Origin of the sequence: Streptococcus sanguinis (assembly GCA_013378335.1) — a bacterium.
GTDB classification, from domain to species: Bacteria; Bacillota; Bacilli; order Lactobacillales; family Streptococcaceae; genus Streptococcus; species Streptococcus sanguinis_I.
Genome location: CP040556.1, coordinates 1,016,953 through 1,043,802 on the forward strand (window position 1 = coordinate 1,016,953; position 26,850 = coordinate 1,043,802).

General features: G+C 41.8%; 16 protein-coding genes and 4 pseudogenes. 18 read left to right on the forward strand and 2 right to left on the reverse strand.

The window, feature by feature from the left end:
• Window positions 1-6: 6 nt before the first annotated feature.
• Together FFV08_05435 and FFV08_05440 are read left to right on the forward strand one after the other, a co-directional pair.
• On the forward strand, window positions 7-3,552 hold the full coding sequence (locus FFV08_05435) for a pneumococcal-type histidine triad protein (GenBank protein QLB52126.1): 3,546 nt from the start codon (window positions 7-9) through the stop codon (window positions 3,550-3,552).
• A 201-nt stretch (window positions 3,553-3,753) separates the two neighbouring features.
• Window positions 3,754-4,551, forward strand: a complete 798-nt coding sequence (locus FFV08_05440) for a hypothetical protein (protein QLB52127.1) — start codon at window positions 3,754-3,756, stop codon at window positions 4,549-4,551.
• A 111-nt stretch (window positions 4,552-4,662) separates the two neighbouring features.
• Here the strand turns inward: FFV08_05440 and pepT are convergent.
• Window positions 4,663-5,885: pseudogene (gene pepT, locus FFV08_05445) on the reverse strand (peptidase T).
• A gap of 139 nt (window positions 5,886-6,024) precedes the next feature.
• On the opposite strand from pepT, the gene FFV08_05450 reads away from it, so the two are divergent.
• The 6 genes and pseudogenes from FFV08_05450 (at window position 6,025) to FFV08_05475 (ending at window position 11,538) form a co-directional block, all read left to right on the forward strand.
• A complete protein-coding gene (locus FFV08_05450; protein ID QLB52128.1) occupies window positions 6,025-6,795 on the forward strand; it encodes an SDR family NAD(P)-dependent oxidoreductase in 771 nt (256 codons plus the stop codon).
• A pseudogene (locus FFV08_05455) lies at window positions 6,750-7,939 on the forward strand (ceramide glucosyltransferase). The gene FFV08_05450 and the pseudogene FFV08_05455 overlap by 46 nt, the downstream one beginning before the upstream one ends.
• Window positions 7,917-8,579 carry a hypothetical protein gene (locus tag FFV08_05460; GenBank protein QLB52129.1) on the forward strand — a complete coding sequence of 221 codons (663 nt, stop codon included), beginning with the start codon at window positions 7,917-7,919 and terminating at the stop codon, window positions 8,577-8,579. The pseudogene FFV08_05455 and the gene FFV08_05460 overlap by 23 nt, the downstream one beginning before the upstream one ends.
• The gene (locus FFV08_05465) at window positions 8,548-9,831 is read left to right on the forward strand and encodes a glycosyltransferase family 1 protein (protein ID QLB52130.1); all 1,284 of its coding nucleotides are present in this window, start codon (window positions 8,548-8,550) and stop codon (window positions 9,829-9,831) included. The genes FFV08_05460 and FFV08_05465 overlap by 32 nt, the downstream gene beginning before the upstream one ends.
• Before the next feature lie 192 nt (window positions 9,832-10,023).
• On the forward strand, window positions 10,024-11,121 hold the full coding sequence (gene hemH / locus FFV08_05470; protein QLB52131.1) for a ferrochelatase: 1,098 nt from the start codon (window positions 10,024-10,026) through the stop codon (window positions 11,119-11,121).
• A 51-nt stretch (window positions 11,122-11,172) separates the two neighbouring features.
• On the forward strand, window positions 11,173-11,538 hold the full coding sequence (locus tag FFV08_05475; GenBank protein QLB52132.1) for a hypothetical protein: 366 nt from the start codon (window positions 11,173-11,175) through the stop codon (window positions 11,536-11,538).
• A 77-nt stretch (window positions 11,539-11,615) separates the two neighbouring features.
• Here the strand turns inward: FFV08_05475 and FFV08_05480 are convergent, their stop codons facing one another.
• Window positions 11,616-12,431, reverse strand: a complete 816-nt coding sequence (locus tag FFV08_05480; GenBank protein QLB52133.1) for an HAD family phosphatase — start codon at window positions 12,429-12,431, stop codon at window positions 11,616-11,618.
• A 113-nt stretch (window positions 12,432-12,544) separates the two neighbouring features.
• Between FFV08_05480 and lepA the strand changes: the two genes are divergently transcribed.
• The 10 genes and pseudogenes from lepA to FFV08_05530 all read left to right on the forward strand — a co-directional run bounded on the left by lepA (window position 12,545) and on the right by FFV08_05530 (window position 26,833).
• Window positions 12,545-14,377 carry an elongation factor 4 gene (gene lepA / locus FFV08_05485; GenBank protein QLB52134.1) on the forward strand — a complete coding sequence of 611 codons (1,833 nt, stop codon included), beginning with the start codon at window positions 12,545-12,547 and terminating at the stop codon, window positions 14,375-14,377.
• Window positions 14,378-14,636: 259 nt separating this feature from the next.
• Complete coding sequence (locus FFV08_05490; GenBank protein QLB53275.1) at window positions 14,637-14,972, forward strand: DUF3592 domain-containing protein; 336 nt, start codon at window positions 14,637-14,639, stop codon at window positions 14,970-14,972.
• Window positions 14,973-15,419: 447 nt separating this feature from the next.
• Window positions 15,420-16,211 carry a nicotinamide riboside transporter PnuC gene (locus FFV08_05495; GenBank protein QLB52135.1) on the forward strand — a complete coding sequence of 264 codons (792 nt, stop codon included), beginning with the start codon at window positions 15,420-15,422 and terminating at the stop codon, window positions 16,209-16,211.
• Window positions 16,212-16,315: 104 nt separating this feature from the next.
• Complete coding sequence (locus tag FFV08_05500; protein QLB52136.1) at window positions 16,316-16,960, forward strand: hypothetical protein; 645 nt, start codon at window positions 16,316-16,318, stop codon at window positions 16,958-16,960.
• Between the two features lie 154 nt (window positions 16,961-17,114).
• The gene (locus tag FFV08_05505; GenBank protein ID QLB52137.1) at window positions 17,115-17,609 is read left to right on the forward strand and encodes a YkgJ family cysteine cluster protein; all 495 of its coding nucleotides are present in this window, start codon (window positions 17,115-17,117) and stop codon (window positions 17,607-17,609) included.
• A 196-nt stretch (window positions 17,610-17,805) separates the two neighbouring features.
• The gene (locus tag FFV08_05510; GenBank protein QLB52138.1) at window positions 17,806-18,639 is read left to right on the forward strand and encodes an AraC family transcriptional regulator; all 834 of its coding nucleotides are present in this window, start codon (window positions 17,806-17,808) and stop codon (window positions 18,637-18,639) included.
• A 53-nt stretch (window positions 18,640-18,692) separates the two neighbouring features.
• Window positions 18,693-19,619, forward strand: a complete 927-nt coding sequence (locus tag FFV08_05515) for a DNA repair protein RadC (protein ID QLB52139.1) — start codon at window positions 18,693-18,695, stop codon at window positions 19,617-19,619.
• A 196-nt stretch (window positions 19,620-19,815) separates the two neighbouring features.
• Window positions 19,816-22,574, forward strand: a pseudogene (locus tag FFV08_05520) (type I restriction-modification system subunit M).
• A 1-nt stretch (window position 22,575) separates the two neighbouring features.
• On the forward strand, window positions 22,576-23,697 hold the full coding sequence (locus FFV08_05525) for a restriction endonuclease subunit S (GenBank protein QLB52140.1): 1,122 nt from the start codon (window positions 22,576-22,578) through the stop codon (window positions 23,695-23,697).
• An 11-nt stretch (window positions 23,698-23,708) separates the two neighbouring features.
• Window positions 23,709-26,833, forward strand: a pseudogene (locus tag FFV08_05530) (type I restriction endonuclease subunit R).
• Window positions 26,834-26,850: the final 17 nt, after the last annotated feature.

Sequence of the window (26,850 nt, forward strand, 5' to 3'; positions counted from 1 at the left end):
AAAACCATGAAAAAGAAATATTTCCTTGCTTCAGCTGCCGTATTAGCTCTTGGTCTCGGAACTTACGGGCTTATCCAATGGCAAGCTCAGCCCCGACCTCAGACCAAAGATAACAAAGTAGCCTATATTGAGGATAAGACTTCGGGTGACAAGACGGATAAAAATTTGACATCTGACCAAATCAATGATGAGGAAGGTATTGAAGCAGAGCAGATTGTCGTGAAAATCACGGATCAGGGCTACGTCACTTCCCATGGAGACCATTATCATTACTTTGATGGGAAAGTGCCTTTTGATGCCATTATCAGCGAAGAGTTGATTATCCGAGATCCTAACTACACGCTGCAGGAAGCAGATATAGTCAATGAGGTCAAGGATGGTTATATCATTAAGGTGGAGGGGAAGTATTATCTCTACCTCAAGGATGCCAAGCATACCAGTAATGTCCGCTCGGTAGATGAGATTGCGCGGCAGAAGAAGCTTCATAAGACCAAGGAAGAAGGCGATAGTGGCAATTCTTTCACTACAAAATCAAGCAGGACTCGCGATTTTAGCCAGCCTAGCAAGTCCTTAGCTGCGGGAAAGACGGCAGCAGATCTTGCAGGAGTTTCTTATCAAGGCCAAGGGGGATATAGGACGAATGATGGTTATACGTTTAGTCCCTCTGATGTCATCGAGGATACTGGCGATGCTTTTATCGTGCCGCATGGCGGGCATTTTCACTATATTCCTAAGAGCGACCTGTCGCCAGCAGAATTAGCTGCGGCTCAGAGCTACTGGAATAGCAGACGGGCTGGCGGAAGGGTGAATCCGCCTAACTACGGCAGGACGATTGCTTCTTCCAATACTTGGAATCAGAATAGTGCTGGCAATCAGGGTGGAACAGTCTCAAATCCGACTCCACAGCTGCCAAATCATTCAAAGATTGAGCAGCCAAGTCCTGGCTTAGCGGTTATTCAGCCGAGTCCGTCCAATCCGTTCCAGCCGTCTCAACCATCGAAGCCATCCTTGCCAAGTCTGCTGCAGCAACTCTATGCCCTGCCTCAATCTCAGCGCTATCATGAAGGGGACGGAGTGGTGTTTGACCCGCTGAAAATCAGCCGTCGGACAGAAAATGGGATTGTTATCCCCCACGGAGATCACCATCATTTCATTCCTTATGACAAGCTGTCAGACTTGGAAGCGAAGATTGCCCGCTTGATTCCTATAGGTTATACCTATCAGCCGCTGGGAGATCCTCTGCAATCTTTGAAGCCTCAGCTACCATCACAGCCTGATCACGACCATGGTTTTCATGCGGAGGCTGTCATTGGCAAGGACGATCAAGGCTACATGGTATCGCATGGAGATCATGCTCATTACTTTTACAAGAAAGACTTGACTGCTGAGCAGATTCAAGCAGCAGAGAAAGTCTTGGCCAAGCAGCAGCCCACAAAACCGTCTGTAGCAGTCAATGACGCTGAACGCTATTCACGCGATGCCAGCGATGAGGAAAAGATTGCTTATATCTCCCAAACCTATGGCGTTCCCAAGGAAGCGGTTCGCATCTCAAATGGCTTCTTTGTCTTTAATAACCCTGACCAAGCCTATGATCCGACTCATATCCACCCCTATGCTGTCCGCAAGGAGCATGTTCGCATTCCTCTGGTAACGGGCAATGCAGAGCTGGACTTCATGAATGAACTCTACACAACAGCCTTGCGCTCAGGTCTTTCGCCCTACAGTCTGCAGGTAGAAGATGGTCAGTTTGTCATTCCTCATGGCGACCACAATCACTATATCAAGATCCAGTCCAAGGGAGCTGCAGAAGCCCTGAAAAATCGTCTGCCTCAGATTCAATCTAAGTATGAGCAAGGCGATTATGATGAGACTGCTATTTTGCGAAAAGTAGAAAGCCTGAAAGCAGACAGTCAGCGTCTCTATGCCGATGATCCTCTTATGCAGCGGCGGATTGAGCTTGCTTTGGGGCAGTTCGTGGAAACCATGAATAAGCTGCCTAGTAACTCAACAGCTGGTTATCTGAACAGTCTGGATAACTTTGATAAGCAGTTTATCCATGTGGATCAGACGGTCAAGCCAATCCAAGAGACCGAGCTAGACAAGACCTATCAAGGACTTTTGGAGAGAATGAACCGACTTGACACGGATAGTTATGGAATGAAGAAAGCTGACTTGCTGCAGCGTCTGCAAAATGCTTATGCTGGCCAGAATCATGCTGAAATGGCAGAGCTTGGACAATTACTATCCGCTTTAGAAGATTATCATGATCGGACAGGTGTCACAGCGGTTGATTATATTCGTTATTTCTACCAAGCTTTAGAGGACGGGCGTTTGAGCCCTGAGCTGCGCAGAAAAGCAGCTGGGCTGACCTTGACTCTCTATAAGTCTCAAGCCTTTATAGAAGCGACCGATCTCCAACAGCTTTTCCCCGCTCTCTATCAGACTAAGAAAGAGATTGCAGCTGCCCTTGCTAGCGATCAGCCTTCTCCGTCTTCTGAAAAGACAGAGCTAGATCAGGGTGAGCCAGATCAGCCGACCTATAAGGCCATGATTTATGACTTTTTGAAGGGCATTTATAACGATTTTGGAACGACAGATGATAGCGAAAAGAGCACTCAAGCCCTTGTCTTCCTTGGAAAAGCGCAGGAACTGCTTGGAGAAGTAAAGGACCAGAACAGCCGGTCAGATTATGCAGCTAAAATCTTGGAATTAGGTAAGGAGTTAAAGAGCAGCAGCTCAGACAAGCAAGCTCTGCTGGCAGCCAGTCAGAAGCTTTTGGACCAGATGAGTCGGACCATTGCTGGGCAAAAGGAAGAGCCAGCTAATACGGAAAATCAGGAAGTTTATCAGCAGCTTTATAATCTGCTCATGTCTATCCATCAGTATCTGGAAAAGAATCAAGGAAGTGAGCAGCAATACCAGCAGCTGGACCAGCTTTTTGATAAGCTTGGACAGAGAGCTGCTGACAAGAAAGAGCTGCTTAAGGAAATCCTGGCCTTCCAGCAGTCACTCGTCCATCCTGAGGGGGTAAGCGAGTCTCATTCTCAGCATGGGGACGATGACGGCTATCACTTTAATCTGCAGGATATGGTCGGAGCGGATGAGCAAGGCTATCGGGTAGCCCATCTGGACCACGAGCACTATATTTACCAGAAGGACTTGTCAGAAGCCGAGCGCCAAGCAGCAGATGCCTATGCGGTGCAAAAAGGCTTTCTGAAAGCACCGGCTGAACAACCTGCTTCTGGTCAGCCAGCCAGCAGCAGTGCTCTAGATACTGCGCAAAATGGCAATCTACCTTCCGAATCTGATGCTGCAGAAGCAGCTCAAAACCAAGCTGACAAACCAGCAGAAGCTTCGGCAGCTGCAGATCCAGCTGGTCAATCAAGCTTAGCAGCGAGTTTTGGAATGACAGAGGAAGCATTCAACCAGAAATTGCAGGAGCTTTCTCAGCTCTACGGTGTCAGCTCAGAGACTTTCAGCTACAATCCAGCAAGCAAAAGCATCAGCTTTACAGGAGCTGACGGCCAACTGAAAACTGTTCAGATTAGCTAAGCTTACATTTTGATGTAAAACAAGAATAAAACGAATGATGAAGACCAAGCCAAGTCTAAGACCATCATTCGTTTTTGATTTTGACAACCCTATACTTATTTGATTGATATTGTGTTAAAATAAACAGAGAAAATAATAAGGATTGGCAAGGTATGCTTATTATTGGAATGATTTGACCATTGCTTGGAGAGGAATATTAAAATGAGATTATTCAATTATACATTTGAAGAAAGTCAATCTTTCGTTAATGAAGATATTGTAACTAAAGTAAAGACGAAAGGAAATTATAAAAGATTCATAGGATTTGCATTGTTTTCAATCTTGCTATATGTTTTATCTTTAGTAGTTCCTGTACTATTAAGCGGTGATACTATATATACTACGCAAAATTTCAGTTGGTTCAATGTACCTTTAATTCTTATGTTCCTTATGTTTTACATCATTTATATTATTTCCTCTATAAAATATAGAAACAATCCAATGATTTTAAAATATATAACTTTTTGTTATATGCTTTTGTTAATATTCATAATGGAAATTTGTTTAACTTTATCAATAGCTTCACGAAGAAATCTTCTAGGAATTCTATCGGGATTTCTGTTTGTAATTGTCTGCTATTATCTCATGAGAACCGTTCCTAGAAAAATAAGAGAATCTATAGAAAATCGGGAACCATTTGTTCCTTTATCAGCTTTGTTTACGGAGAAAGTATCTGATGGCCTTATTTTTATAGGGGGAACGGGAATTACTGCTTTTTTAGCACTATTTGATCGTTCGACAGGAAGTGATACTAGGGGAGCAATTAATGCTATTGTCACACCTTTTGTGCCTGCGATTCTTTTATTTGCTATATATGTTTTTTCTATTGACATTCTGAGAGGATACTATCTCTTTAAATATTCCGAACAATATCGGAAACAATTTGGCTACACAGTTAAGGACTGGTATGGAGAAAAATCGAAAGAATATAAGAAAACACAAAATAAGTTCACGGAATGATAGTTGATAAGAAATGTTTAGGAGTAAAGTGTTTAAATTATCCGAATATATTATTCTCTGCAAATCACGAAAAACCACAGAAATTCCTCGTGAACTTCTGTGGTTTCGTTTTTAATCTTGATAGGAAACAATGCCGATAATGGTATCGACAGCACGTTCCATGGTTTCTAGGCTGACATATTCGAAGCGGCCGTGCATGTTTTCGCCACCAGCAAAGAGGTTAGGTGTCGGGATGCCCATAAAGGAAATTTTAGAGCCGTCAGTTCCGCCACGGATAGGCTCGATAATGGGCTGGATGTCCAGACTTTCCATGACTGCTTTGGCGATATGGATAGGTGTCATGTCCTTTTCAATGACCTGCTTCATGTTGTAATACTGGTCTTTGAGGGTCAAGATAACGCGCTCGCTGCCCAGCTCTTGGTTCATCGTTTCAGCAATGGTCCGCATAGCAGCTTTGCGATTTTCAAAAGCCTCTGTCTCAAAGTCACGAACAATGTAGCTAGCTTGAGCTTCTTCGACTGTACCAGTCAGGTTCATCAGGTGGTAGAAGCCTTGGTAGCCCTCGGTCTTCTCTGGTCGGTCGCTTTCTGGCAGTTGGTTGTGGAAGTCAATAGCCAATTGCAGAGCATTGACCATCTGGTCTTTGGCAGTTCCCGGATGGACATTGCGGCCTTGGAAGGTTAGTTCTGCTCCAGCAGCGCTAAAGGTTTCATACTGGAGTTCGCCTAGAGGTCCGCCATCTACTGTGTAGGCAAAGTCCACATCAAAGTCTTCAGCGTCAAACTTATCAGCACCGATACCGATTTCTTCGTCTGGTCCAAAGCCAACTCGGATTTCTCCATGTTTGATTTCTGGATGGGCAGACAGGTATTCGATAGCTGTCATGATTTCAGCAATACCGGACTTGTCGTCTGCTCCCAAAAGAGTGGTTCCATCGGTCGTAATTAAGGTTTGACCCTTGTATTTATGGAGACTAGCAAAGTCAGCAGGATCTAAGTTAAAGCCAGATTGCCCCAGCGGAATCACACCGCCGTCATAATTCTCAATAACCTGCGGCTGGATGTTTTCTGCGTTGAAATCCGCCGTATCCATGTGGGAAATAAAGCCAATTTTCCGTGTAAAGCTAGGGTCGTTGGCTGGCAGAGTCCCAATAGCAAAGCCATTAGGCAAGTAGTAGACATTTTCCAAGCCAACCCGCTTCATCTCAGGGATGAGGACATTTTTGGCAAATCCACCTGACTCTGGGTGCTAGGTGTAGTAGTAGATGTCTCGTCTGAGCGCGTGTTGACCTTGACATAAGTCAGGAAACGCTCTAAAAGATTGGGATATTTCATAAATGCTCCTTGTTTCATTTCATTTAAGTCTATTTTAGCATATTCAGGGGCAGGTGAGAAATGTTTTTCGTTTCTTGAGGGCAAAGGTAAAATCTAGCAATTAGTTTTCTATCTTGTCAAAATCTGGTAAACTATATCTATGCAAATGGAAAAAACAATTAGCAAAGCTGTGATTTTGGGGGCTTCGGGAGGTATAGGTCGTCAGTTGGCTAGTGAACTAGCTCAAAGGACAGACCATCTGGTCTTGGTCGGCAGAGATGGAGCGAAACTCACTCAGCTGCAAGAGGACTTGTCAGGAGCTAGAGCTAAGCTTTCCTGCAGAGTTTTGGATTTGCTGGATGCGACTGCTGTGGACGATTTTGCTCAGCAGCTAGAGGCGGATCTACTGATTAATTGCTGCGGTCTGGCTAATTTTGGTCCAGCGCTATCTCTTTCGGAAGCAGATGAAAATGCGATCTGGCAGGTTAATTACCAAGCAGCGATTCGGCTGATGAAGCAAGTTGTGGAGCGCAATCGCAAGATAAGACTTGTCCAACTTTCCTCTCTGGCAGCGCTTTGTCCCCATCCTTATCTAGCGGCATACAGCGCTAGCAAGGCCGCTTTGCAGACTTACTGTCTAGCCTTGCAAGAAGAGCTGCGGCTCAAAGGCTCTGAGGCGAAAGTTTGTCTTTACATTTTAGGACCGGTTCAGACTGATATCTTTCCTCCAGAGCTGCAGGATGCTTTGGGTGGAAGTCAGTTGCAGATGAGCCCGGAGATAGCAGCACGACGCATCATCAGACTGCTCTATCAAGGCCGTTCCTATGCTATAGTGGGCAAGAGATATCGACTACTGGTTTGGCTCATGAAGCTACTTCCGCAAAGATGGATTATCCGTTTGATTGGCGCTTATCTACGAAAGGGGCTTTAATCATGAAACTTATTTTTTTCCTGTTGGCTGCTGCCTACCTGCTTATTTTTATCTTGCGTTGGCTCTTGTCTTTGGCTTATTTGAAAAAGGGCAGAGCTCTTCATCAGACTTTCAAGAGGAGCTTTATACGGTGGTCCAGCCCATCCTATCTGGTGACCCTCGTTTGGAAAATGACTTGCTAGCCAATCTCCAGCAGACAGACAAAGTAGAGTTTTATTGGCTGATTGATCAGTCTGACCCAGAGGCTCAGCGAGTGGCTGATAAGATTTGTCAAAATCCTTCTTATGCCCAGCGTATTCACATTTTTCTCATGGAGGATGTCCCTCAGGGGATTAATCCTAAGAGTTATAAGATTGAGCAGATTATAGATGAGCTGACCCGGCCTTATCTGATTGTTCTCGACGACGACAGCGTCATTGATTTTTCAAAAATGGGAGAGTTGACGGATTATATGGGAGAGAATGTTATTCTGACCGGCATTCCCTATAATCAGGAGCGAAGCAATTTCTGGTCCAAACTAGTAGCTGCTTTTGTCAATGGCAATTCTTTCATTACCTATTTTACCATGGCAGAAGTCAAAGCCAATCACTCAATTAATGGAATGTTCTACATTTTACCGCTTGAACTGGCTAGGGGGCAGAAGCTTTTCAGTGTTATAAAGGACTACCTATGTGATGATTTGGCTGTAGCGGATTTTCTGCGCAGCAAGGGAGTGGAGATTATCCAGACGCGGGTAACCTGTAATGTTCGGACTACTATCAAGGATGCCAAGCAATATTTGCTGCAGATGAAGCGTTGGCTGCTTTTTAGCTCTATCTATCTGAAGGAGCACTTGGACTGGAAAGTTATTATTTTAATTGCATTGCCTAGTTTCCTGCCTCTTACTGCCTTGCTCATTAGTTTCTTTCTTGGCTGGCGTTTTGTACTTCTGGCTTTGTTTTTGCTCTTGGTCAAGGCGGTTTGGATGCTGGCTTATCGTCGCCTTATCCTAACCGGCCGGCCGTATCTGGATGAGGTGTTTTACGAGGTACTGAATGACCTTGTCTTGCCTTGGCTTTTCCTCTATGTCTTGCTTAGTCCGCCTCTGATTAACTGGCGGGGAAGAAAGATTCGAGTGACGGATGGGAAAATCCGCTATGAGTAAGATGAAGCAGTACTTGGATAAGTTGGATGCTCTGTCGCTAGGCCAAACCATGTTGAAATCTAGCAAGGTCTTGCTTTTTCTCAGTGGCAGCAGTCATTTGGACTGCGCTAGTCTCACTGCTGGACAGCTTGAGTTTCTTGAACAGATTTGTCCACCGGATTTCTCAGTGGTGGCTAGCAATTTTCCATTTAATCAGAAATTTGAGCATGAGCGACAAACCCAAGTTTCCTTGTTGACAGCATCCATTTCCAATATCCGTTACTATTGGCATACTCTCTGCAATCTTCGCTTTCAGGAGGCTTTACAGCATCACTTGTCTCCTTTACTGGATGCTGAGGAGGCTGTCATTATCTGCAAAAGCTCTGGACTCAATATGCTAACCCAGTGGCTAGAGGGCTTGGGTGAGGAAAATCTGCCGTACAGACTGAGAGTGATTGCGCTGGGGCCTGTTTCACAGAGACTCCTAAATCGCAAGGATATTGACTTGCTGGTCATTAAGGGCAGGAATGACATTTACAGCAGATTTCTAGATGGCCATCCAGCTGATGTGATGGTGGATAGCAACCATTTTGATTATGAATACAGGGAAGATGTGAAAGGATTAGTTTATGACTGGATTAGAAAAAGTGATAAAGATTGATGTGATTAGTGTGCCTTTTAGTGGACATTTGCTGCCTACTTTGACCTTAGTCAAGCCTCTGCTAGCGGATCCGCGTTTTCAGATTCGGGTTATCACTGGCTGTCAAAAGAAAGAGCTGGTAGAGGAAATCGGTTTTGACTGTCTGGCACTCTTTCCAGAAAGACCGACAGTGATGGAGGACATCGCCAATACACCGCAGCAAAGCAATCCCCTGATTACTTATCAGCAGTTTCGGGCTAATTCTAGACTAATTCCAGAAGTTATAGACGAATTAAATCGAATTTGGCAAGAGGGCAGCAAACCGGATTTGGTCATAGCGGACTTTGTTGCTTCGCCAGCAGGCTTGATTTCTGATCGCTTTGGCATTCCCTGGATAACTACGATTCCGAGTCCCGTTGCGATTGAGTGCCGGACGACAACTCCGACCTATTTGGGAGGTTGGAAACCTCATCAGGGTGTCTTGTACAAATTCAGAGATGTCTTAGGCAGGCAAGCTATTCGTTGTGGAAAGAAAATGGCCTTTGCTTTAGTCCGGAAGAGTTTGGGAGATTATCAAGATTTTAAACTCTATCGGGAAGACGGTACAGAAGCCATTTATTCGCCGTACTCTATCTTAGCTTTGGGCATGAAAGAGCTAGAGTTTCGAGACGATTTTCCTAAGCAGCTTCGCTGGGTTGGTTACAAATGCCTGTCCTTTGATCGTCTGCCTGCAGCTCATGAGTCTTATTTTGAGACCGAAAAGAAGCGGGTTTTAGTGACTTGCGGCACTCATTTGAAATGGGAGAAGGAGCGCATGGTGGAGCGGGCGAAAAAGCTAAGCCAGCTCTACCCAGATTACCTCTTTTACGTCACCTTGGGAGAATCTAGTGGCTTGGGCAATGCTCCGAAGAGACTTGCGGAAAACCTGCTGCTCTTTGACTATCTGCCCTATACCGATATTCTGGATAAGATAGATTTTGCCATTCAGCACGCAGGAACGGGTATTATGATGGCCTGTATTGAGCATGAGATTCCCAGTCTCATTTTGCCGCAGGATTATGACCAGTTTGACAATGCCGTTCGTGCTGAGCTGGCCCAGGTGGGGTTGGTTGCTCGCAGAAAGACTGATGCAGAAGTGCTGCGGCTTTTTAAAGAATTGACGAATCGCGCGGACTGGTCTCAGTTGAAAACTCTTGCCCAGCAAAGCAAAGAATATCAGCCTACAGAGATTCTCTATCAAGAGCTGGGGTGCCTGCTTAATATTGATTTATAATTGGAGAATTCAACAAACTATTAAAGTATGTCTCCAACATTAAAATATCTGAATTATTAAATTTCCCTATTCTTTTCAAGGAATAGGTTTTTTGGTCTATTCAAGTCTTTTTTAAGATGTTAAAATGAAAGTGATTACAAACAAGTCATTGGAAAGTCTTCTTGGCTTTCTCGGAGTGACAGAAGAGGAAAGATGATGAAGAAAGCAATTCTAATGATGACTTTTGGCTCGCCAGAGGAGATTAGCTTTGAGGGAGTGGCTGAATTTTTCACCAATATTCGCCGCGGTGTCAGACCGCAAGACCATGAGATTCAGACCCTCTATGATAACTATGTCCTCATCGGTGGAACGCCTCTGCAGCGTATCAGTCTAGAAGAGGTGGAAAAGGTTCGTCAGCGTTTGGCTGGTGAGTATGCGGTTTATTTTGCCAATAAATTTTCACGTCCTTTTATACCAGATGTGATTGAGCAGATGGAAGAGGATGGTATTGAGGATAGTATCTGTTTGATTCTAGAGCCTCATTTTTCTTACTATTCTGTCATGGGCTATGAGAAGTTTATCCAGAGTGATTCCATCCGCTTTAATATCATTAAGGAATGGTACCAGGAAGAAGCTATTCTTGATTATTGGGCAGAGGAGCTGAGAAAGATTCTTACAGAAGAGGTTGGAGAAGAGACCTTCAAGATTTTCTTTTCAGCCCACAGTGTGCCTATTCTGGCCTTGGATTTCGGAGATCCTTACATTGATCAGATTTATGACAATGCCCGTTTGATTGCTGACAGGTTGGGTTTGACAGAGGAGGATTATCTCAATGTTTGGCAGAGTGAGAGTGACATTGGGCTCCCTTGGATCAAACCTGATGTACTGGACTACATGCGCCAGCAAGAAACACATCCGCAGCATTATATTTTTGTGCCGATTAGCTTTATCAGTGAGCATATAGAGGTCCTTTTTGACAATGACGTGGAGTGCAAGGAACTTTGCGAAGATTTGGGTGTTGCCTATCATAGACCGCCTATGCCCAATGCAGATGACCGTCTAATTGATACCCTGATTCAAAGTATCCGCCGCCATGAGCATGAACCCTTCAAAGAATGTTTTCCAGAAGAAGAAACCTTCGATGAATTACAGCCATCGGAGGAGAGCAGCCAGATTCTTGCAGAGGATGCAGAGCTGAAAATGCCAGATTTCGTCAAGAAGCTAATTGAGAAAAAGGGGCGTGAGAATGTTAAGATGCCGTATTTTGTCAAGAAAATGCTGGAGAAAGCAGGAAAGCTGCCCAAGAGTTGATTGTTCATATTCGTTGATGACTTTATAAGATTATTCTAGAAGGAGAAAACCGTGAGACTTTGGCACCAAGATTTAATTGAAAAACTTCCGCGCCAGCAGCTTTTAGGCCAGCACCGAGAGTGTGCAGCCTTACGTGGTCGAGGGTGGGGCAAGCCGCATGCGACGGTCAACTATGTTTTTGAGCATAGCCCTTATTACCTGTGTGCTTATCATCTCTTGATTATGGAGGAGATGCAACGACGGGGCTATCAGCCGGATCCTCTTTGGCTGGATAAGGACTACCGTGGCAAGACCTGTCCACCTTACCAGCAGTTGCCAGCTGAGGAGCTCGAACATCCTATTTATCCGGAGCATGACGCAGCCTATCTGAAAGAATGCTTGGAAAATCTGAAGGATAAGGGAATAGATATTGTCTGATTCCCAAGTGCCAAGATGGCATAGTATTAGAGATATAGAACAAAAAAGGAAGAGACAGCGCTCTTCCTTTTTGCCTTTTATGAGTTCAAAATATACTTCTCAATAGCTGTAGCGACCCCATTTTCGTCACAGCTGTCTGTGACGGCATCGGCTAGGCTTTTGACATAGTCTGAAGCATTACCCATAGCAACACCGAGACCTGCATATTCCAGCATCTCGATGTCGTTGTTGGCATCACCGATTGCCATGATTTCCTGAGGCTTGACGTCCAATTGTTTAGCCAATCGCTCCAGGGCAAAGGCTTTGGTCACACCAGACGGCATGGCCTCGTAAATGACTGACTGAGAGCGAACGCCGCTGAAACGCTGGCAGATTTCTTGACCAAAGTCAGCTTCAAAAGCATCTACCTGCTCTTGGCTGCCTAAAAACATAGCTTGAAACATTCTGTGTTGATCACTGCAAGCTTCTTCCAGACTAATCTCGGTTGGACTAGTAAAGACTAAGCTAGCGTCATTCACGACATAGGAACTGGCTTTTTCTCCGACGACGAAATAATGCTCTTCATCAAAGAGAGTCAGCTGGACAGGGCTATTTTCAGAAAGGCTATATAGATAGCGAATATCCTGACCGCTCAGCTCTTGCCAGTCTACCAGACTCCAGTCGCTGGTCTGGTGTGTAGCGCAGCCATTGTCCACGATGATATATTCATTTTCTTGTGTCAGGCCCAGCTTGTCATAATAAGGCTTGACGCCAACCAAGGGACGACCTGTGCAAAGAACCAATTTGACTCCTTTTTCAATAGCTTGGTGGATAGCCTCAATGTGAGCCTGGGGAATTTCTTTTTTGCTGTTGAGCAAGGTGCCGTCCATATCAAGTGCAAGAATTTTAATCATAAAGTGTCTCCAAAATTATTCTCTGACTAGTATAGCATAATTTATAGAGAAAGTCCGAGTCTATAGGAAAAATCACTGGTCTTGTGTTATAATAAATAGAATACCCTAAAAGGATGAGAAAAATGAATTTAGAAGATTTGAAAAAACGTCAGGAGAAGATCCGCAATTTCTCCATCATTGCCCACATCGACCACGGGAAATCAACCTTAGCCGACCGGATTTTGGAGGCGACTGAGACGGTTTCCAGCCGGGAAATGCAGGCCCAACTCTTGGACAGCATGGACTTGGAGCGGGAGCGTGGTATCACCATTAAGCTCAATGCCATCGAGCTTAATTATACTGCCAAGGACGGCGAAACCTATATCTTCCACTTGATTGATACACCGGGACACGTGGACTTTACCTATGAGGTATCGAGGTCATTGGCAGCCTGTGAAGGAGCTATTTTGGTCGTGGATGCGGCTCAGGGGATTGAAGCTCAGACCTTGGCCAATGTTTATCTAGCGCTGGATAATGACTTGGAAATCCTGCCAGTCATCAATAAGATTGACCTGCCAGCTGCGGATCCAGAGCGGGTGCGGGCAGAGATTGAAGACGTGATTGGACTGGATGCTAGCGAAGCCGTATTGGCTTCTGCCAAGGCTGGTATCGGAATTGAAGAAATCCTTGAACAGATAGTAGAAAAAGTTCCAGCTCCGACTGGAAATGTTGAAGCACCGCTCAAGGCCTTGATTTTTGACTCAGTCTACGATGCCTATCGTGGGGTAATCCTGCAAGTGCGGGTGATGGACGGTGTGGTCAAGCCAGGAGATACCATTCAGCTCATGAGCAATGGTAAGACCTTTGATGTGACTGAGGTCGGCATCTTTACTCCCAAAGCCATTGGTCGTGATTTCTTGGCTACTGGGGATGTTGGCTATATCGCAGCCTCTATCAAGACGGTACAGGACACTCGAGTCGGAGATACAGTGACCTTGGCGGACAATCCAGCTGCAGAGCCACTAGCTGGCTACAAGCAAATGAATCCTATGGTCTTCGCTGGTCTCTATCCTATCGAGTCCAATAAATACAATGACCTGCGCGAGGCTCTTGAAAAGCTCCAGCTAAACGATGCCAGTCTGCAGTTTGAGCCAGAAACATCGCAAGCACTAGGGTTTGGGTTCCGCTGTGGCTTCTTGGGCTTGCTGCACATGGATGTCATTCAGGAGCGTTTGGAGCGTGAGTTTAATATCGACCTCATCATGACGGCACCATCCGTTATCTATAAGGTCAATATGACAGATGGTGCCTCCCTTGATGTGTCCAATCCGAGCGAGTTTCCGGATCCGACCAAGATTGATTCCATCGAGGAGCCATATGTTAAGGCGCAGATTATGGTGCCCCAAGAATTTGTCGGAGCGGTGATGGAGTTGGCTCAACGCAAGCGCGGTGACTTTGTGACCATGGACTATATCGATGATAATCGGGTCAATGTCATCTATCAAATCCCACTTGCTGAAATTGTCTTTGACTTCTTTGACAAGCTCAAGTCATCTACTCGTGGCTATGCTAGCTTCGACTACGAAATCTCTGAGTATCGCTCGTCCAAGCTGGTGAAGATGGATATTCTCCTCAATGGCGACAAGGTTGATGCTCTCAGCTTCATCGTTCACAAGGAATTTGCCTATGAGCGTGGTAAGCTGATTGTAGACAAGCTCAAGAAAATCATTCCTCGTCAGCAGTTTGAAGTACCCATTCAGGCCGCTATTGGTCAGAAAATCGTGGCTCGGACAGACATCAAGGCTCTGCGTAAGAATGTCTTGGCCAAGTGTTATGGTGGTGACGTTTCTCGGAAGCGCAAACTCCTAGAAAAACAAAAAGCCGGTAAAAAACGGATGAAAGCTATCGGCTCTGTCGAAGTCCCGCAAGAAGCCTTCCTCAGTGTTTTGAGCATGGATGAGGAATAAAGTCCGATGAACTTTATTCGCCTGAGCCCTGAATTATAAAAGCGAAGAAAATTTCAGGTGATGTTATTCATCCGAGCTTGGAAATAGGAGAGTGAGGCAAATCTTGGATAAAACGATTATCATGATTGTAGCCATAAGTTTCTTTATCGGTCTTACAAATTTGGTTTTATACCTATTTTATCGACGGGAGAAGGATATTCAGAAAAAATGTACTTCTAAAATTGAAGGTCTTGTGGTTGACTATGACAACCGTAATGAAATGGCTATCCCTTTGCCTGTTGTAGAATATCTCGTGAATGGGACAACATACAGAAAAAAATTTGAATATGCTTATTATGTAGAAACTCCCAGGAAGAAAGAGCAAAAAGATGTCTTTGACAGGAAATATATTCTTAGCGCTGGAAAGAATTTACAGTTAAGAGAAATATTTCCAAAAGGCTCAGCCATGGCGGTTTATTATAATCCTGAGAGGCCTGAAAAAGCCTTTGTAGAACGTTATGCTAGCCATGATAGAATCATCTTTAAGTTGCTAATAATAATTTTTTCCATTATTGGTTTTGTTCTTATCGCAATAGTTCTAGTAATTTCCTGTTAGAGTTGATACTTATTTGAAACTAGTTTGCTCATTATTCTGCATTTTCAGCTATGAAATGCCTTAGTCTCAAAAATGTCTTCTAACTTTCCTGATAGTCTTGGTAGCTTTATCTCTTGTTACTTATAGTCTAATGAAAATTATAGCAATCATAAATCGTCAAATTTTAATGATGCATTTAATTATGCTTCACAAAAAGATAGTAACAAATCAGAAAAAAGTTCGGCTACTACCAAATTCAAGTGAAAAGACCTACAAAAACTTGTAGGTCTTTTCTTGAAATCCGAACGTTAGAAAATCTTTTTTTGATTTTACTTGACATTTTCTGAAATAGGAATGTGATAAAATGTGAACACTGTATAAGACAAATCTTGTACGTGTTCGAAAATAATAGAGCGTTGCATCCGTAAGTCAATTTGACACGGCTCTTAAAAAACAAAAGGAGAAAGAATGAATACTTATATCCAAAAGAAAATCGCAAACATGAAGCTGACGCTTTCTGAAATGTCTGGTGGCTACAAACGCATGGTGACTAGCATGAAGAAGCTCGGCTTTTCTGGTACCTTGAAGCTTATCTGGGACGATTTGTTTGCTCATCGCAGTCTAGGTCAATGGGTTTACCTCTTGATTCTAGGGAGTTTTCCGCTCTGGCTGGAGCTGATATATGAACATCGCATCGTGGATTGGACGGGGATGATTTGCAGTCTGACTGGGATTATCTGTGTGATCTTCGTTTCTGAAGGACGGGCTAGCAATTACCTCTTTGGTTTGATCAATTCTGTGATTTACTTGATTTTGGCTTTGCAGAAAGGCTTCTATGGCGAGGTCCTGACGACTCTTTACTTTACAATCATGCAGCCAATTGGACTCTTGGTATGGATTTACCAAGGTCAGTTCAAAAAAGAAAAGCAAGAGTTTGTTGCTCGTAAGCTAGATGCTAAAGGATGGACAAAGTATCTATCGCTCAGTGTGCTTTGGTGGTTGGTCTTTGGCTTGATTTATCAGTCTGTTGGTGCCAATCGTCCTTATCGTGATTCAATCACGGATGCGACAAATGGAGTAGGGCAAATCTTGATGACGGCTGTTTATCGTGAACAGTGGATTTTCTGGGCAGCAACCAATATTTTTTCTATCTACCTCTGGTGGGGTGAAAGTCTTCAAATTCAAGGGAAATATTTGATCTATTTAATCAACAGTTTGGTCGGATGGTACCAGTGGAATAAGGCTGCTAAAAAAGCATAGTCCTATAAACGGAACATTAATCGGACGTGACAATGTATCTCTTTCCTTTCGTACTAAAAATATGGTAAACTAGTATTAGTAAAATTTATTAGATTTAGGAAGGAATGACCATGAAAAAGAAGTACTTTCTGCTCTCACTGACAATCTTAGCCGGTCTCTCTCTGTCTTCTTGTAGCCTTATTAAGAGCTATAGCAGTCGGAAACCATCTGATTCTTCCAGTCGGGTTTCCCTGAGAGATGACAGCGATACAAGTAGTAGCAGTCGTAGAAACAAAGATTCGTCAAAGACTACTGGTACGCAGCGGGTTGGCTCTGATGATTATGGCTATATTAGTATTCCTGATAATTGGATTAAGTTTACAGATGTAGATGGTGGCGACAGTGTCCAGTATACGGATGGAAGTGGCTATAACATTGTAACGATGAACGCTTATACAAAAGAAAAAGCTAACATCGGAGAAGGTGAAGAATTCAACGCTGAAACCATTGCCCAACGGATTGCTTACCACTGGAAGGATAATAAGGAAGTCGATGATTTTTGGGGTGCAAAGAGTACCGTAGCTGGAAATGAAGCCTTTCAGATTAATGTTGTTTTAAAATCCACTCAAAACCTAACGGTTTGGGTCTTCAAACAAGGCGATAAGGTCTATATGATGTCCTTTGAAGGCGATGAAGATACTCTGTATGAATTTATCCCCTATATCGAAGATACATGGAGTGTCAGCAAAGACGGCGGGACAAGCATTTGATGATAACTCTCTAAGTTTATAAAAAGCAAATCTGGGACTCGTTCTCAGATTTTTTTGTGAGGTGGAATATGTCATATTTTTGGGGTTTGACAACATTTAAGAGCGCTCATTTTATGATATAATAAAAACAATTTGAATACAGAAAGAAAAATATATGACTCAAGAAATCGACCTTGAAAAGTACCACCAATTAGCCCTGCAAAAGCAGAAAGAGCACCGAAAATTTTTAGCAAATCTCAAGAAAAAGCCACCAAAAGACCTCGATAAGATTGCCCAGCAAATCCATTATGAGGTCTTTGAGGAGATTGACTGTACAGCTTGTGCCAATTGCTGTAAGACTTTAGGGCCAGACTTTAAGGAAGCTGATATTGTCCGTATTGCTAAGTATTTCAAGATGAAGCTGCCGGCTTTTGAAGAGGAGTTTCTACAGGTGGACGAAGACGGTGACAAGGTTTTCAAGGCCATGCCTTGTCCTTTTTTAGGTGGAGACAATCTCTGCTCAATCTACGATGTCCGTCCCAAGGCTTGCAGAGAATTTCCCCACACAGACCGCAAGAAGATTCATCAGATTAATCATCTGACAATCAAAAATACCCTGACCTGTCCTGCGGCTTATCTCTTTGTGGAGAAGTTGCGGGATAGGTTGTAGAATCCCCCTCTAAATCTTGTACAAAAATTCTGGGGCGGAAGTATCTTATATCTGTTAGACTATAGTTAGAATTGAACACGGCCTAAAAGCTTTGTGAAAAAGATAAAATTTCTCGGAGCAGGAGCCCCTCCGCCAATTTTCCTATTTTCACTTTGTTTTTAACGGCCTTAATATCTTTTGTGAGGTGAAAAAGAATATGATGCATCAATTCAATCAAACCATGGAATATCTGGAAAGTAAGTTGGATGCAGAAGTGGATTTGCAGAAATTTCAGCAGCTATCAGGCTATTCTTATGCTCTCTTTAGCAGGCTCTTTTCCATCCTTGCGGATATGACGTTAGCAGAATATCTACGCAATCGCAGGTTGTCAGAAGCTGTGACGGACTTGCGGGAAAGCTCTGAGAAAGTCATTGACATTGCGATGAAATACGGCTATGAGTCTGCGGATGCCTTCAGCGCAGCCTTCAAGAAATTCCATGGTGCGACCCCCTCAGAAGTTCGAAATGGAAAACCTTATCGGGTCTTTCCTAGACTTCAATTATCCTTAAAGATTACAGGAGGAAAGAACATGGATATCAAGATTCAAAAGAAACCTGCTTTTACCGTAGCAGGCGTCCTATTGGAAGCTATTGACAATAGCCAGTGCCCGTATGCATGGGAGCAGCTCTATGCAAATCACAGTTTTGAAAGCCTAGAGAGTCTGGGAAGTGGCCAATCCTTTGGCGTCTGCTCGGATGTCAAAGAAGGCGAAATCATCAACTATATGGCTTCTTATGATGTGACGGATAAAGCGAAAGCAGAAGAACTGGGTCTGTCAATCAAAGAAATTGCAGAAGCTGAATATGCCATCGTACCAGTCAAAGGCGCTATACCAGCCAGCATCCACCATGCTTGGAAATATGTCTTGGAAGTCTTTTTCCCAGAAACTGGCTATCGCCACTCAGGAGCACCAGATTTTGAAGTTTACACCGAGGGTGATATGTACTCCCCAGACTATCAAATGGAACTCTGGATACCAGTGGTGAAATAAAATGCCGATTGCAAGTCATTTTTTAGCTATTGATTACAGAGGAGGGTAATGCTATGCAGATGTATTTTGGGGACGTTTCTCTTTGCTATACATATTCACTTGCGATGGCGCTGCATTCGTATGGGTATGATGTTCGCCCTGAGTTTTTGGAAGCCATTATGGTGATGGGAAATGGCGCTAGTATTGTAAAGGAAGATGAAAAACACCCCTTAGTCTTCTTTGATAATGGGATGCCAGATAGTTCTATCAGCCATTCTTTAAACATTCTGGGTTTTACATATGATGAATACTATATAAAGGATTCAAATGCGGTGGATCTTCTCTCTATCAGAGAGATCTTAAGTAAGTTCTTGCTCAGCGGACCAGTTGTTCTTGGCCCTTTGGACATGGGGTATCTGACTTATAATCCCAATCATATTCATTTGTATGGGGTGGACCATTTTGTTTCGGTTTATGATCTAGATGATGAGTTTATCTATTTCCATGATCCAGCAGGTTTTGCTTGTATGAAAATGACTTTCTCAGAATTTTCGAATGCCTGGGAAGCTAAAAATATCGACTATAAAAGAGGTTCTTTCTCCATGTGGGGAAACTTCCAAAAAATCAAATCTTCAACTTCCAAAGAGATTTATAAGAAAACATCTATACTGATGAAGCAACGATATGAGCACGGCGAGGAGAATGTGATAGCAAGATATGCTAAGTCGGTAGCGAACAATGGCTTGAATGAAGAACAAAAACATCTTCATCAATACTTTAGTTTCAAATTAGCTTCTATCAGAAATCTATACATGAGCAACTTCTTAAAAGAATACGATGCTGTCAGATCAGAAATAAAAGAAAATTTAGCAAGATTGTTCGGCCAAGCTCATCTATTTTGTATCAAGGAAGATTATCAGAAACTATCAGAAGTCTTGTATGATATTGCTGCGCTAGATAATAAATTTAGAGATTTGTGTATTCACTATAAAGAAGAGTAAAAGAAGTGAGAAAAGCGAAGATACTGTTTGGTAATCCAACAGAATCAAAACAAGAGCAACCAAATTATCAAATGAAAGTCTGGATACCAGTAGTGAAATAGATTAGAAATCAGCCGTTCATTTTTGAGCGGCTGGTTTTTTTGTAGCTTGTGGTATAATAGAGAATAAATATTTTTTAAATTGATAGGATACAAAGATGAATAAGCAACAATTAGCTGCAAAAATTTGGGAATCAGCCAATGAAATGCGTTCTAAAATAGAAGCCAACGAATATAAAGATTATATTTTAGGATTTATGTTTTACAAGTTTTTATCAGATAAAGAAGAACAATTTCTTTTTCAAGAAGGATATGGTGATGATTTATCTGATTTATCAGAGTCTGATAAAGAAACTGTAAAATACATACAAGAAAAAATTGGTTATTTTATCAGTTATGATAATCTCTTTTCTACTTGGATTAAAAAAGGGGTTGATTTCGATGTATCGAATGTTCGAGATGCCTTATCAGCATTTAATCGATTAATCGGTAAAGGACATAAACATGTTTTTGAAGGTGTTTTTGATACTCTACAGACGGGCCTAAGTAAACTTGGGGAATCAGCTGCTTCTCAGACAAAAGCTATTAGCAGGCTTCTTACATTAATAAAGTCAATTCCCATGGAAGGAAGAAGAGACTATGATGTTTTGGGCTTTATTTACGAATACCTGATTAGTATGTTTGCGGCAAATGCTGGTAAAAAGGCAGGTGAGTTTTATACCCCTCATGAAGTCTCTGTGCTGATATCTGAAATTGTAGCCCATCATCTCCATGATAAAGATGAGATTAAAATTTATGACCCGACTAGTGGATCGGGCTCTTTGCTCATCAACATCGGGCAATCGGCTTCAAAATTTATCCAAGGGGAAAATAAAATCCAATATTATGCCCAAGAATTAAAGAGCAATACCTACAATCTAACACGTATGAATTTGATTATGCGAGGGATTTTGCCGTCCAATATTATCACTCGAAACGGGGATACATTGGAGGATGACTGGCCTTATTTTAATGAAAACGATCCTGTCAATACTTATAATCCACTCTACGTTGATGCTGTTGTTTCAAATCCACCTTATTCGCAGAAATGGGATTCTGAACATAAGGGAGAGGATCCCCGCTATTTTGGTTTTGGTTTAGCTCCTCAAACCAAAGCAGACTATGCTTTTTTGCTTCATGATTTATACCATCTAAAGCCGGATGGTATTATGGCTATCGTCCTTCCTCACGGTGTCCTTTTCCGAGGGGTGAAGAAAAAGAAATTCGTAAGAATTTAATCGAAAAAAACAAGATTGATGCAATTATTGGTTTGCCTTCAAATATCTTTTTTGGCACAGGGATTCCTACGATTATTATGGTGCTAAAACAGCATAGGGATCAAGATGATATCTTGATTGTCGATGCCTCTAAAGGCTTTATAAAAGTAGGAAAAAACAACCAACTTCGTGCTTCTGACATTAAGAAGATTGTTGATACCGTGAATAATCGTGAAAGGATAGAGCGATATTCTCGTCTGGTATCAAAAGAAGAGCTTCGCCAACAAGACTATAACCTCAATATTCCACGTTATGTTGATTCATCTGAACCTCAGGAATCTTGGGATATTTATGCCTCTATGTATGGAGGAATTCCTAAATCAGAGCTGGCCAAATTAGATTCTTTTTGGCGTACTTTCCCTAGTTTATTTTCTGATCTTTTTGAAGATGATGGTTCCCCTTATGTCGTGGTTAAAAGTTCAGACTTAAGACAAGTGATTTTAGACAATAAGGATGTAAAAAAATTCTTATCTGATTATCATCGGAGCTTTGAAAGATTTCCTGCATTTCTATATGATTATTTGGTGGTTCAGGCTTTATCTGTTCCTTTGCCCCAGGCCGAGTCTGTGATTAGTCAACAGCTATTCAAGAATTTACATAACTATCCTATAGTTGATCCTTACACTGCCTATCAACTTTTAGACGATAGATGGCAGGAAATTTCTCAGGATTTGGAGATGATTCAGACTGAAGGCTTTCAAACTGTTAAGCGCGTGGATCCCAATATTGTCATAAAGAAGAAGGGAAAAGAATCAGAAGAACAACAACAGAAAGGCTGGCTAGGTCGCATACTGCCTTTTGAGTTGGTTCAGGAAGTCTACCTTAAAGAAGAATTGGAACAGATAAAAGCGCAAGAAGCTAGGCTGCAGGACATTAAGGAGACATATGTTCAATTGATTGATAATCTTTCTGAAGAAGAAAAAGAACTTCAGATTTTAAATGAGGAGCAAGATGCTTTTATCACTAAGGAAGTCAATCTGTTGCTGGAGGACATTTATGCCAATGTGGATAGCTTGGAAATTTCGGCTCTAAGAACTTATCTCGATCTGTTAGATAGGAAAGCTAAGAAAGTAGAAAAAATAGATTTTATAGCTGCTCACCCTGAAGTATCTTGGTCATCAATGGAGGCATTAAAAGACAAAACTTACGGAGTAGTTGGTGTGAGAAGCTATATTCGGTTGTTGCAGAGTCAAACAGTTTTTGAGGAAGGAAGCTTTGAGGCCACTTTACAGAATGTCATTGAACTTCAAGAAGAAGAAAAGTACCTAGCTGCTACAGTTAAGGAAGCCGAGAAAGATCTCCATTTGAAAACGAAGCAAGTTATTGAAAACCTGTCAGATGAGGAGGCCAATGAACTGCTTGAGAAGAAATGGATTGTTCCAGTCGTTGAGCAGCTGAAGCAATTACCAGATTCCTTATTTACTCAGCTGATAAAACATGTCACAGGAGTAGCGGATAAATACTCAGAAACTTTTGAAGATGTCAGCAAGGATCTAGCAGCTGTCGAGCAAAGTCTCTCTGATATGATTGACAAGTTGGTGGGGTCAGAATTTGATATGAAAGGATTGAGGGAGTTTCAAAATCTCCTAAATAGAAAATAAGATGACGGAAGAAAGAAAAGCACCTGCTATTCGTTTCAAAGAATTTTCAGGTCAAAATGCGGAAGCTTGGGAACAGCGGAAGTTGGAGGAGGTCGTGGAAGTTAATAGTGGAAAAGATTATAAACATCTGTCTACGGGTACGATCCCTGTCTATGGTACAGGTGGGTACATGCTTTCTGTTTCAGAATCACTCTCAGATGTTGATGGCATCGGTATTGGTAGAAAAGGAACGATAGATAAACCATATATTTTAAAAGCTCCATTTTGGACTGTTGATACTTTATTTTACTGTATACCAAAAGATGCTAATAATCTTTATTTTGTTTATTCTGTTTTTAATAATGTTACTTGGAAAAATCTTGATGAATCGACAGGGGTTCCATCTTTGTCAAAAATTACTATCAATAATATTCAATCCTTTTTCCCCACCCCTCCTGAACAAAGGGTCATTGGTAGCTTCTTCCAAGAGTTAGACCAGCTCATTACCCTTCAACAGCGTAAGCTCGAAAAAAGCCGTCGTATCAAAAAGGCCATGTTGCAAAAGATGTTTCCAGGGAATAAACAAACTGTTCCGGCTATTCGTTTCAAAGAATTTTCAGGTGTCGCTTGGAAAAAGTGGAAGTTGGAGGAAGTGGCAGATAGATTTGATAATTTGCGAATACCAGTATCTGCAAACAAAAGAAAATCTGGTTCCATTCCATACTATGGGGCTAACGGAATACAAGATTATGTAGATGGTTATACTCATGATGGGGAATATGTTCTGATTGCTGAAGATGGTGCTAATGATCTAAAAGATTATCCGATTCAATATGTTAATGGGAAAGTTTGGGTTAATAATCATGCTCATGTAGTACAGGGACGAAGTAAAATGGTAGATACTAAGTTTTTGGCATTTGCAATGAAACAAATTAATTTTAAACCATATTTAGTTGGTGGCGGTAGAGCAAAACTTAATGCAGATATCATGATGAAATTACCTTTAAAACTCCCTACCCCTCCCGAACAAAGGGCTATTGGCAGTTTCTTCCAAGATCTGGACAAGTTCATTACCCTTCAACAGTGTAGACTGGACAAACTGCAGAATATGAAAAAAGCTTTACTTGAACAAATGATGATGTAAAGGAGTTACAGATGACTGTTTTTAGCAAAGAAGCTGATTTTGAACAGGCCTTGATAGAGGTACTTTTTACCAAGGGCTGGGAAAAAGAAATCCTCTACTATCCCACTGAGCAGGATCTGATTGAGAATTGGGCTAAGATCCTCTTTGATAACAACCGTGAACGCGACCGTCTCAATGACCAGCCTTTAACAGACGGTGAAATGGCTCAGATTTTAGAGCAGATTGAAAACCTCCGAACACCACTAAAGCTGAACGGTTTCATCAACGGAGGTTCGGTATCGGTCAAAAGAGACAATCCAGCAGATCCTGAGCATTTTGGAAAAGAGATTAGTCTCAAAATCTATAATCGTAAGGAGATTGCTGCAGGTTCAAGTCGCTATCAGATCGCAAGACAACCTCAATTTCCCACCAAATCTCCCATTCTCCATGACAGACGGGGCGATTTGATGCTTTTGATTAATGGCATACCAGTCTTTCACTTGGAGCTAAAACGCAGTGGTATTCCAGTTAGCCAGGCCACAACACAAATCGAAAAGTATGCCAGAGAGGGCATTTTCACAGGCCTCTTCTCTTTGGTTCAAATCTTTGTGGCCATGGAGCCGAATGAAACTGTCTACTTTGCCAATCCAGGGCCAGATGGACGTTTTAATCCAGATTATTATTTCCATTGGGAAGATTTTAATAATGAGTTGATTAACAACTGGAAAGATATTGCTGTTTATCTTTTATCAATCCCGATGGCACATCAGCTAATTGGCTATTACACTATAGCTGATCAGTCGGATGGAATTTTAAAAGTTTTGCGTAGTTACCAATACTATGCAGTTGCTGCAATCTCTGACCGGGTAGCTGAAAATAAGTGGGCAGATCGCAATCAGCTTGGCGGTTTTATTTGGCATACAACTGGATCTGGCAAGACCATGACTAGTTTTAAAGCAGCCCAGCTAATTGCTAACTCAAAAGATGCAGATAAGGTAATATTTTTATTGGATAGAATTGAGCTAGGAACTCAGTCTATAAAAGAATACCGAGGTTTTGCTGAGGAGAGAGAATCAGTTCAAGAAACAGAAAATACAGCTATGCTCAAGACTCGGTTGAAAAGTAAATCGCCTGAAAATACTTTGATTGTCACCTCCATTCAAAAGATGAGTAATATCAAAGAGGAGGACGGGATGACAGATGCAGAGCTGGAGGCGATGAGAAAGAACAGGATTGTATTTATCATCGATGAGGCCCATCGCTCTACTTTTGGCGAGATGATGATTACCATTAAAGAGGCCTTTCCGCAAGCTCTATTCTTCGGTTTTACTGGTACGCCTATTAAAAAGGAAAATGAGCGAAAAAAGAATACAACGACTTCGATTTTTGGTCAAGAATTACATCATTACACCATTGCGGACGGAATTCGCGATAAAATGTTCTAGGGTTTGATCCTTATAAAATCCTAATCTATAAAGATCGCGAAATCAGAGAAAAAGTAGCCCTTGATCAGGCGAAAGCGTCTAGTGTAGAAGAAGCACTCAGTAATCCAGAAAAGAGTGAAGTCTACTATCACTTTATGAATGGTTCAAAAGTCAAGATGGCAGGCTTTATGAATAAAAAAGATAAGTACATCAAAGGAATTGAAGACTACTTACCAAAAAGTCAATATCAGACACCTGACTATCAGAAAGCTGTTGTGAAGGACATCTGTGATAACTGGCTAACCTTGAGTCGTAACGGAAAATTCCATGCTATTTTTGCGACTAGCAGTATCCAGGAAGCTATTTCCTATTATCGATTGCTAAAAGCAACAAAGCCTGAGTTAAGAGTAACAGCATTATTTGATCCAAATGTTGATAATAATGACGGCTTTGATTTTAAAGAAGATGCTCTTGTAGAGATTCTAACTGATTATGAGAAACTGTATGGCCATCCTTACACTTTGGCATCTCATGACCATTTCAAAAAGGATGTTTCTAATCGCTTGGCGCACAAACACCAGCATAAATGGATTGAGAGAGAGCCAGAAAAGCAATTAGACTTACTTATCGTTGTAAATCAAATGTTGACAGGTTTTGATTCTAAATGGATTAATACTCTTTATGTAGACCAGTTGATGAAGGATGAACTGATTATTCAAGCATTTTCTCGGACCAATCGGATTTTTGGAGAGGACAAACCATTTGGTACCATCCGTTATTATCGTAAGCCTCACACTATGGAACGGAATATTGAAGATGCAGTTCAGCTTTATTCAGGCGACAGTCCTGTAGAGCTTTTTGTCAATAAGCTAGATCAGAATTTAGAAATGTTAAATGTTCTTTTTTATCAGATTCAGGACATTTTTGAAAGTGCAGGTGTAGAAAATTTCGAGAAACTCCCTGCTGAGAGAAGTGAAAAAGCAAAATTTGCTAAACTATTTAATTCGTTTAACGATTATCTTGAAGCAGCTCGGATCCAGGGCTTTAAATGGTCTAAATTACACTATGAAATTTCAAAAGGTGCTGGAAAGAGAAAGTCAGTTGTGAATGTAGTCTGCGATGAGATGACTTATAACATTTTAGTTATTCGTTATAAGGAACTGATGAGTAATGGTGGTGGAGGCAATGGTCCAGATGATGTACCATTTGATTTATCAACCTCTATAATTGAAATTGATACTGGAATTATTGATGCTGATTATATGAATTCTCGTTTCCAAAAGTATATTAAAGCTTTGGGAACGGAGGAATCTGAAAGTCTTTTGAATGAACTGCACAAAACCTTTGCAACATTGACACAAGAAGAGCAAAAAATTGCAAATTTAATCTTACATGATATTCAAAATGGTGAGATAGAGGTAGATAGTGCGCTGACACTTCGTGACTACATTAATGATTATCAGGTTCGAATTCATTATGATCGAATTAAACGTTTGACCGATACCTTTGGTCTTGATGAAGAACTGTTAAGACAAATGATGTCTATGAAGTTGACTGAAACAACATTGAATGAATTTGGTCGTTTTGATCTTTTAAAAAATTCTGTTGATAAACAGAAAGCTAAGTCATATTTTGAAAATATAACTGGAGAAACACTGGCACCGTTTAAGGTAAATGTAAAAACATCAAATTTACTCAAGAGATTTATTCTTGAAGGCGGTTTTGAAGTCTAATTAATTTGCTTTCATCC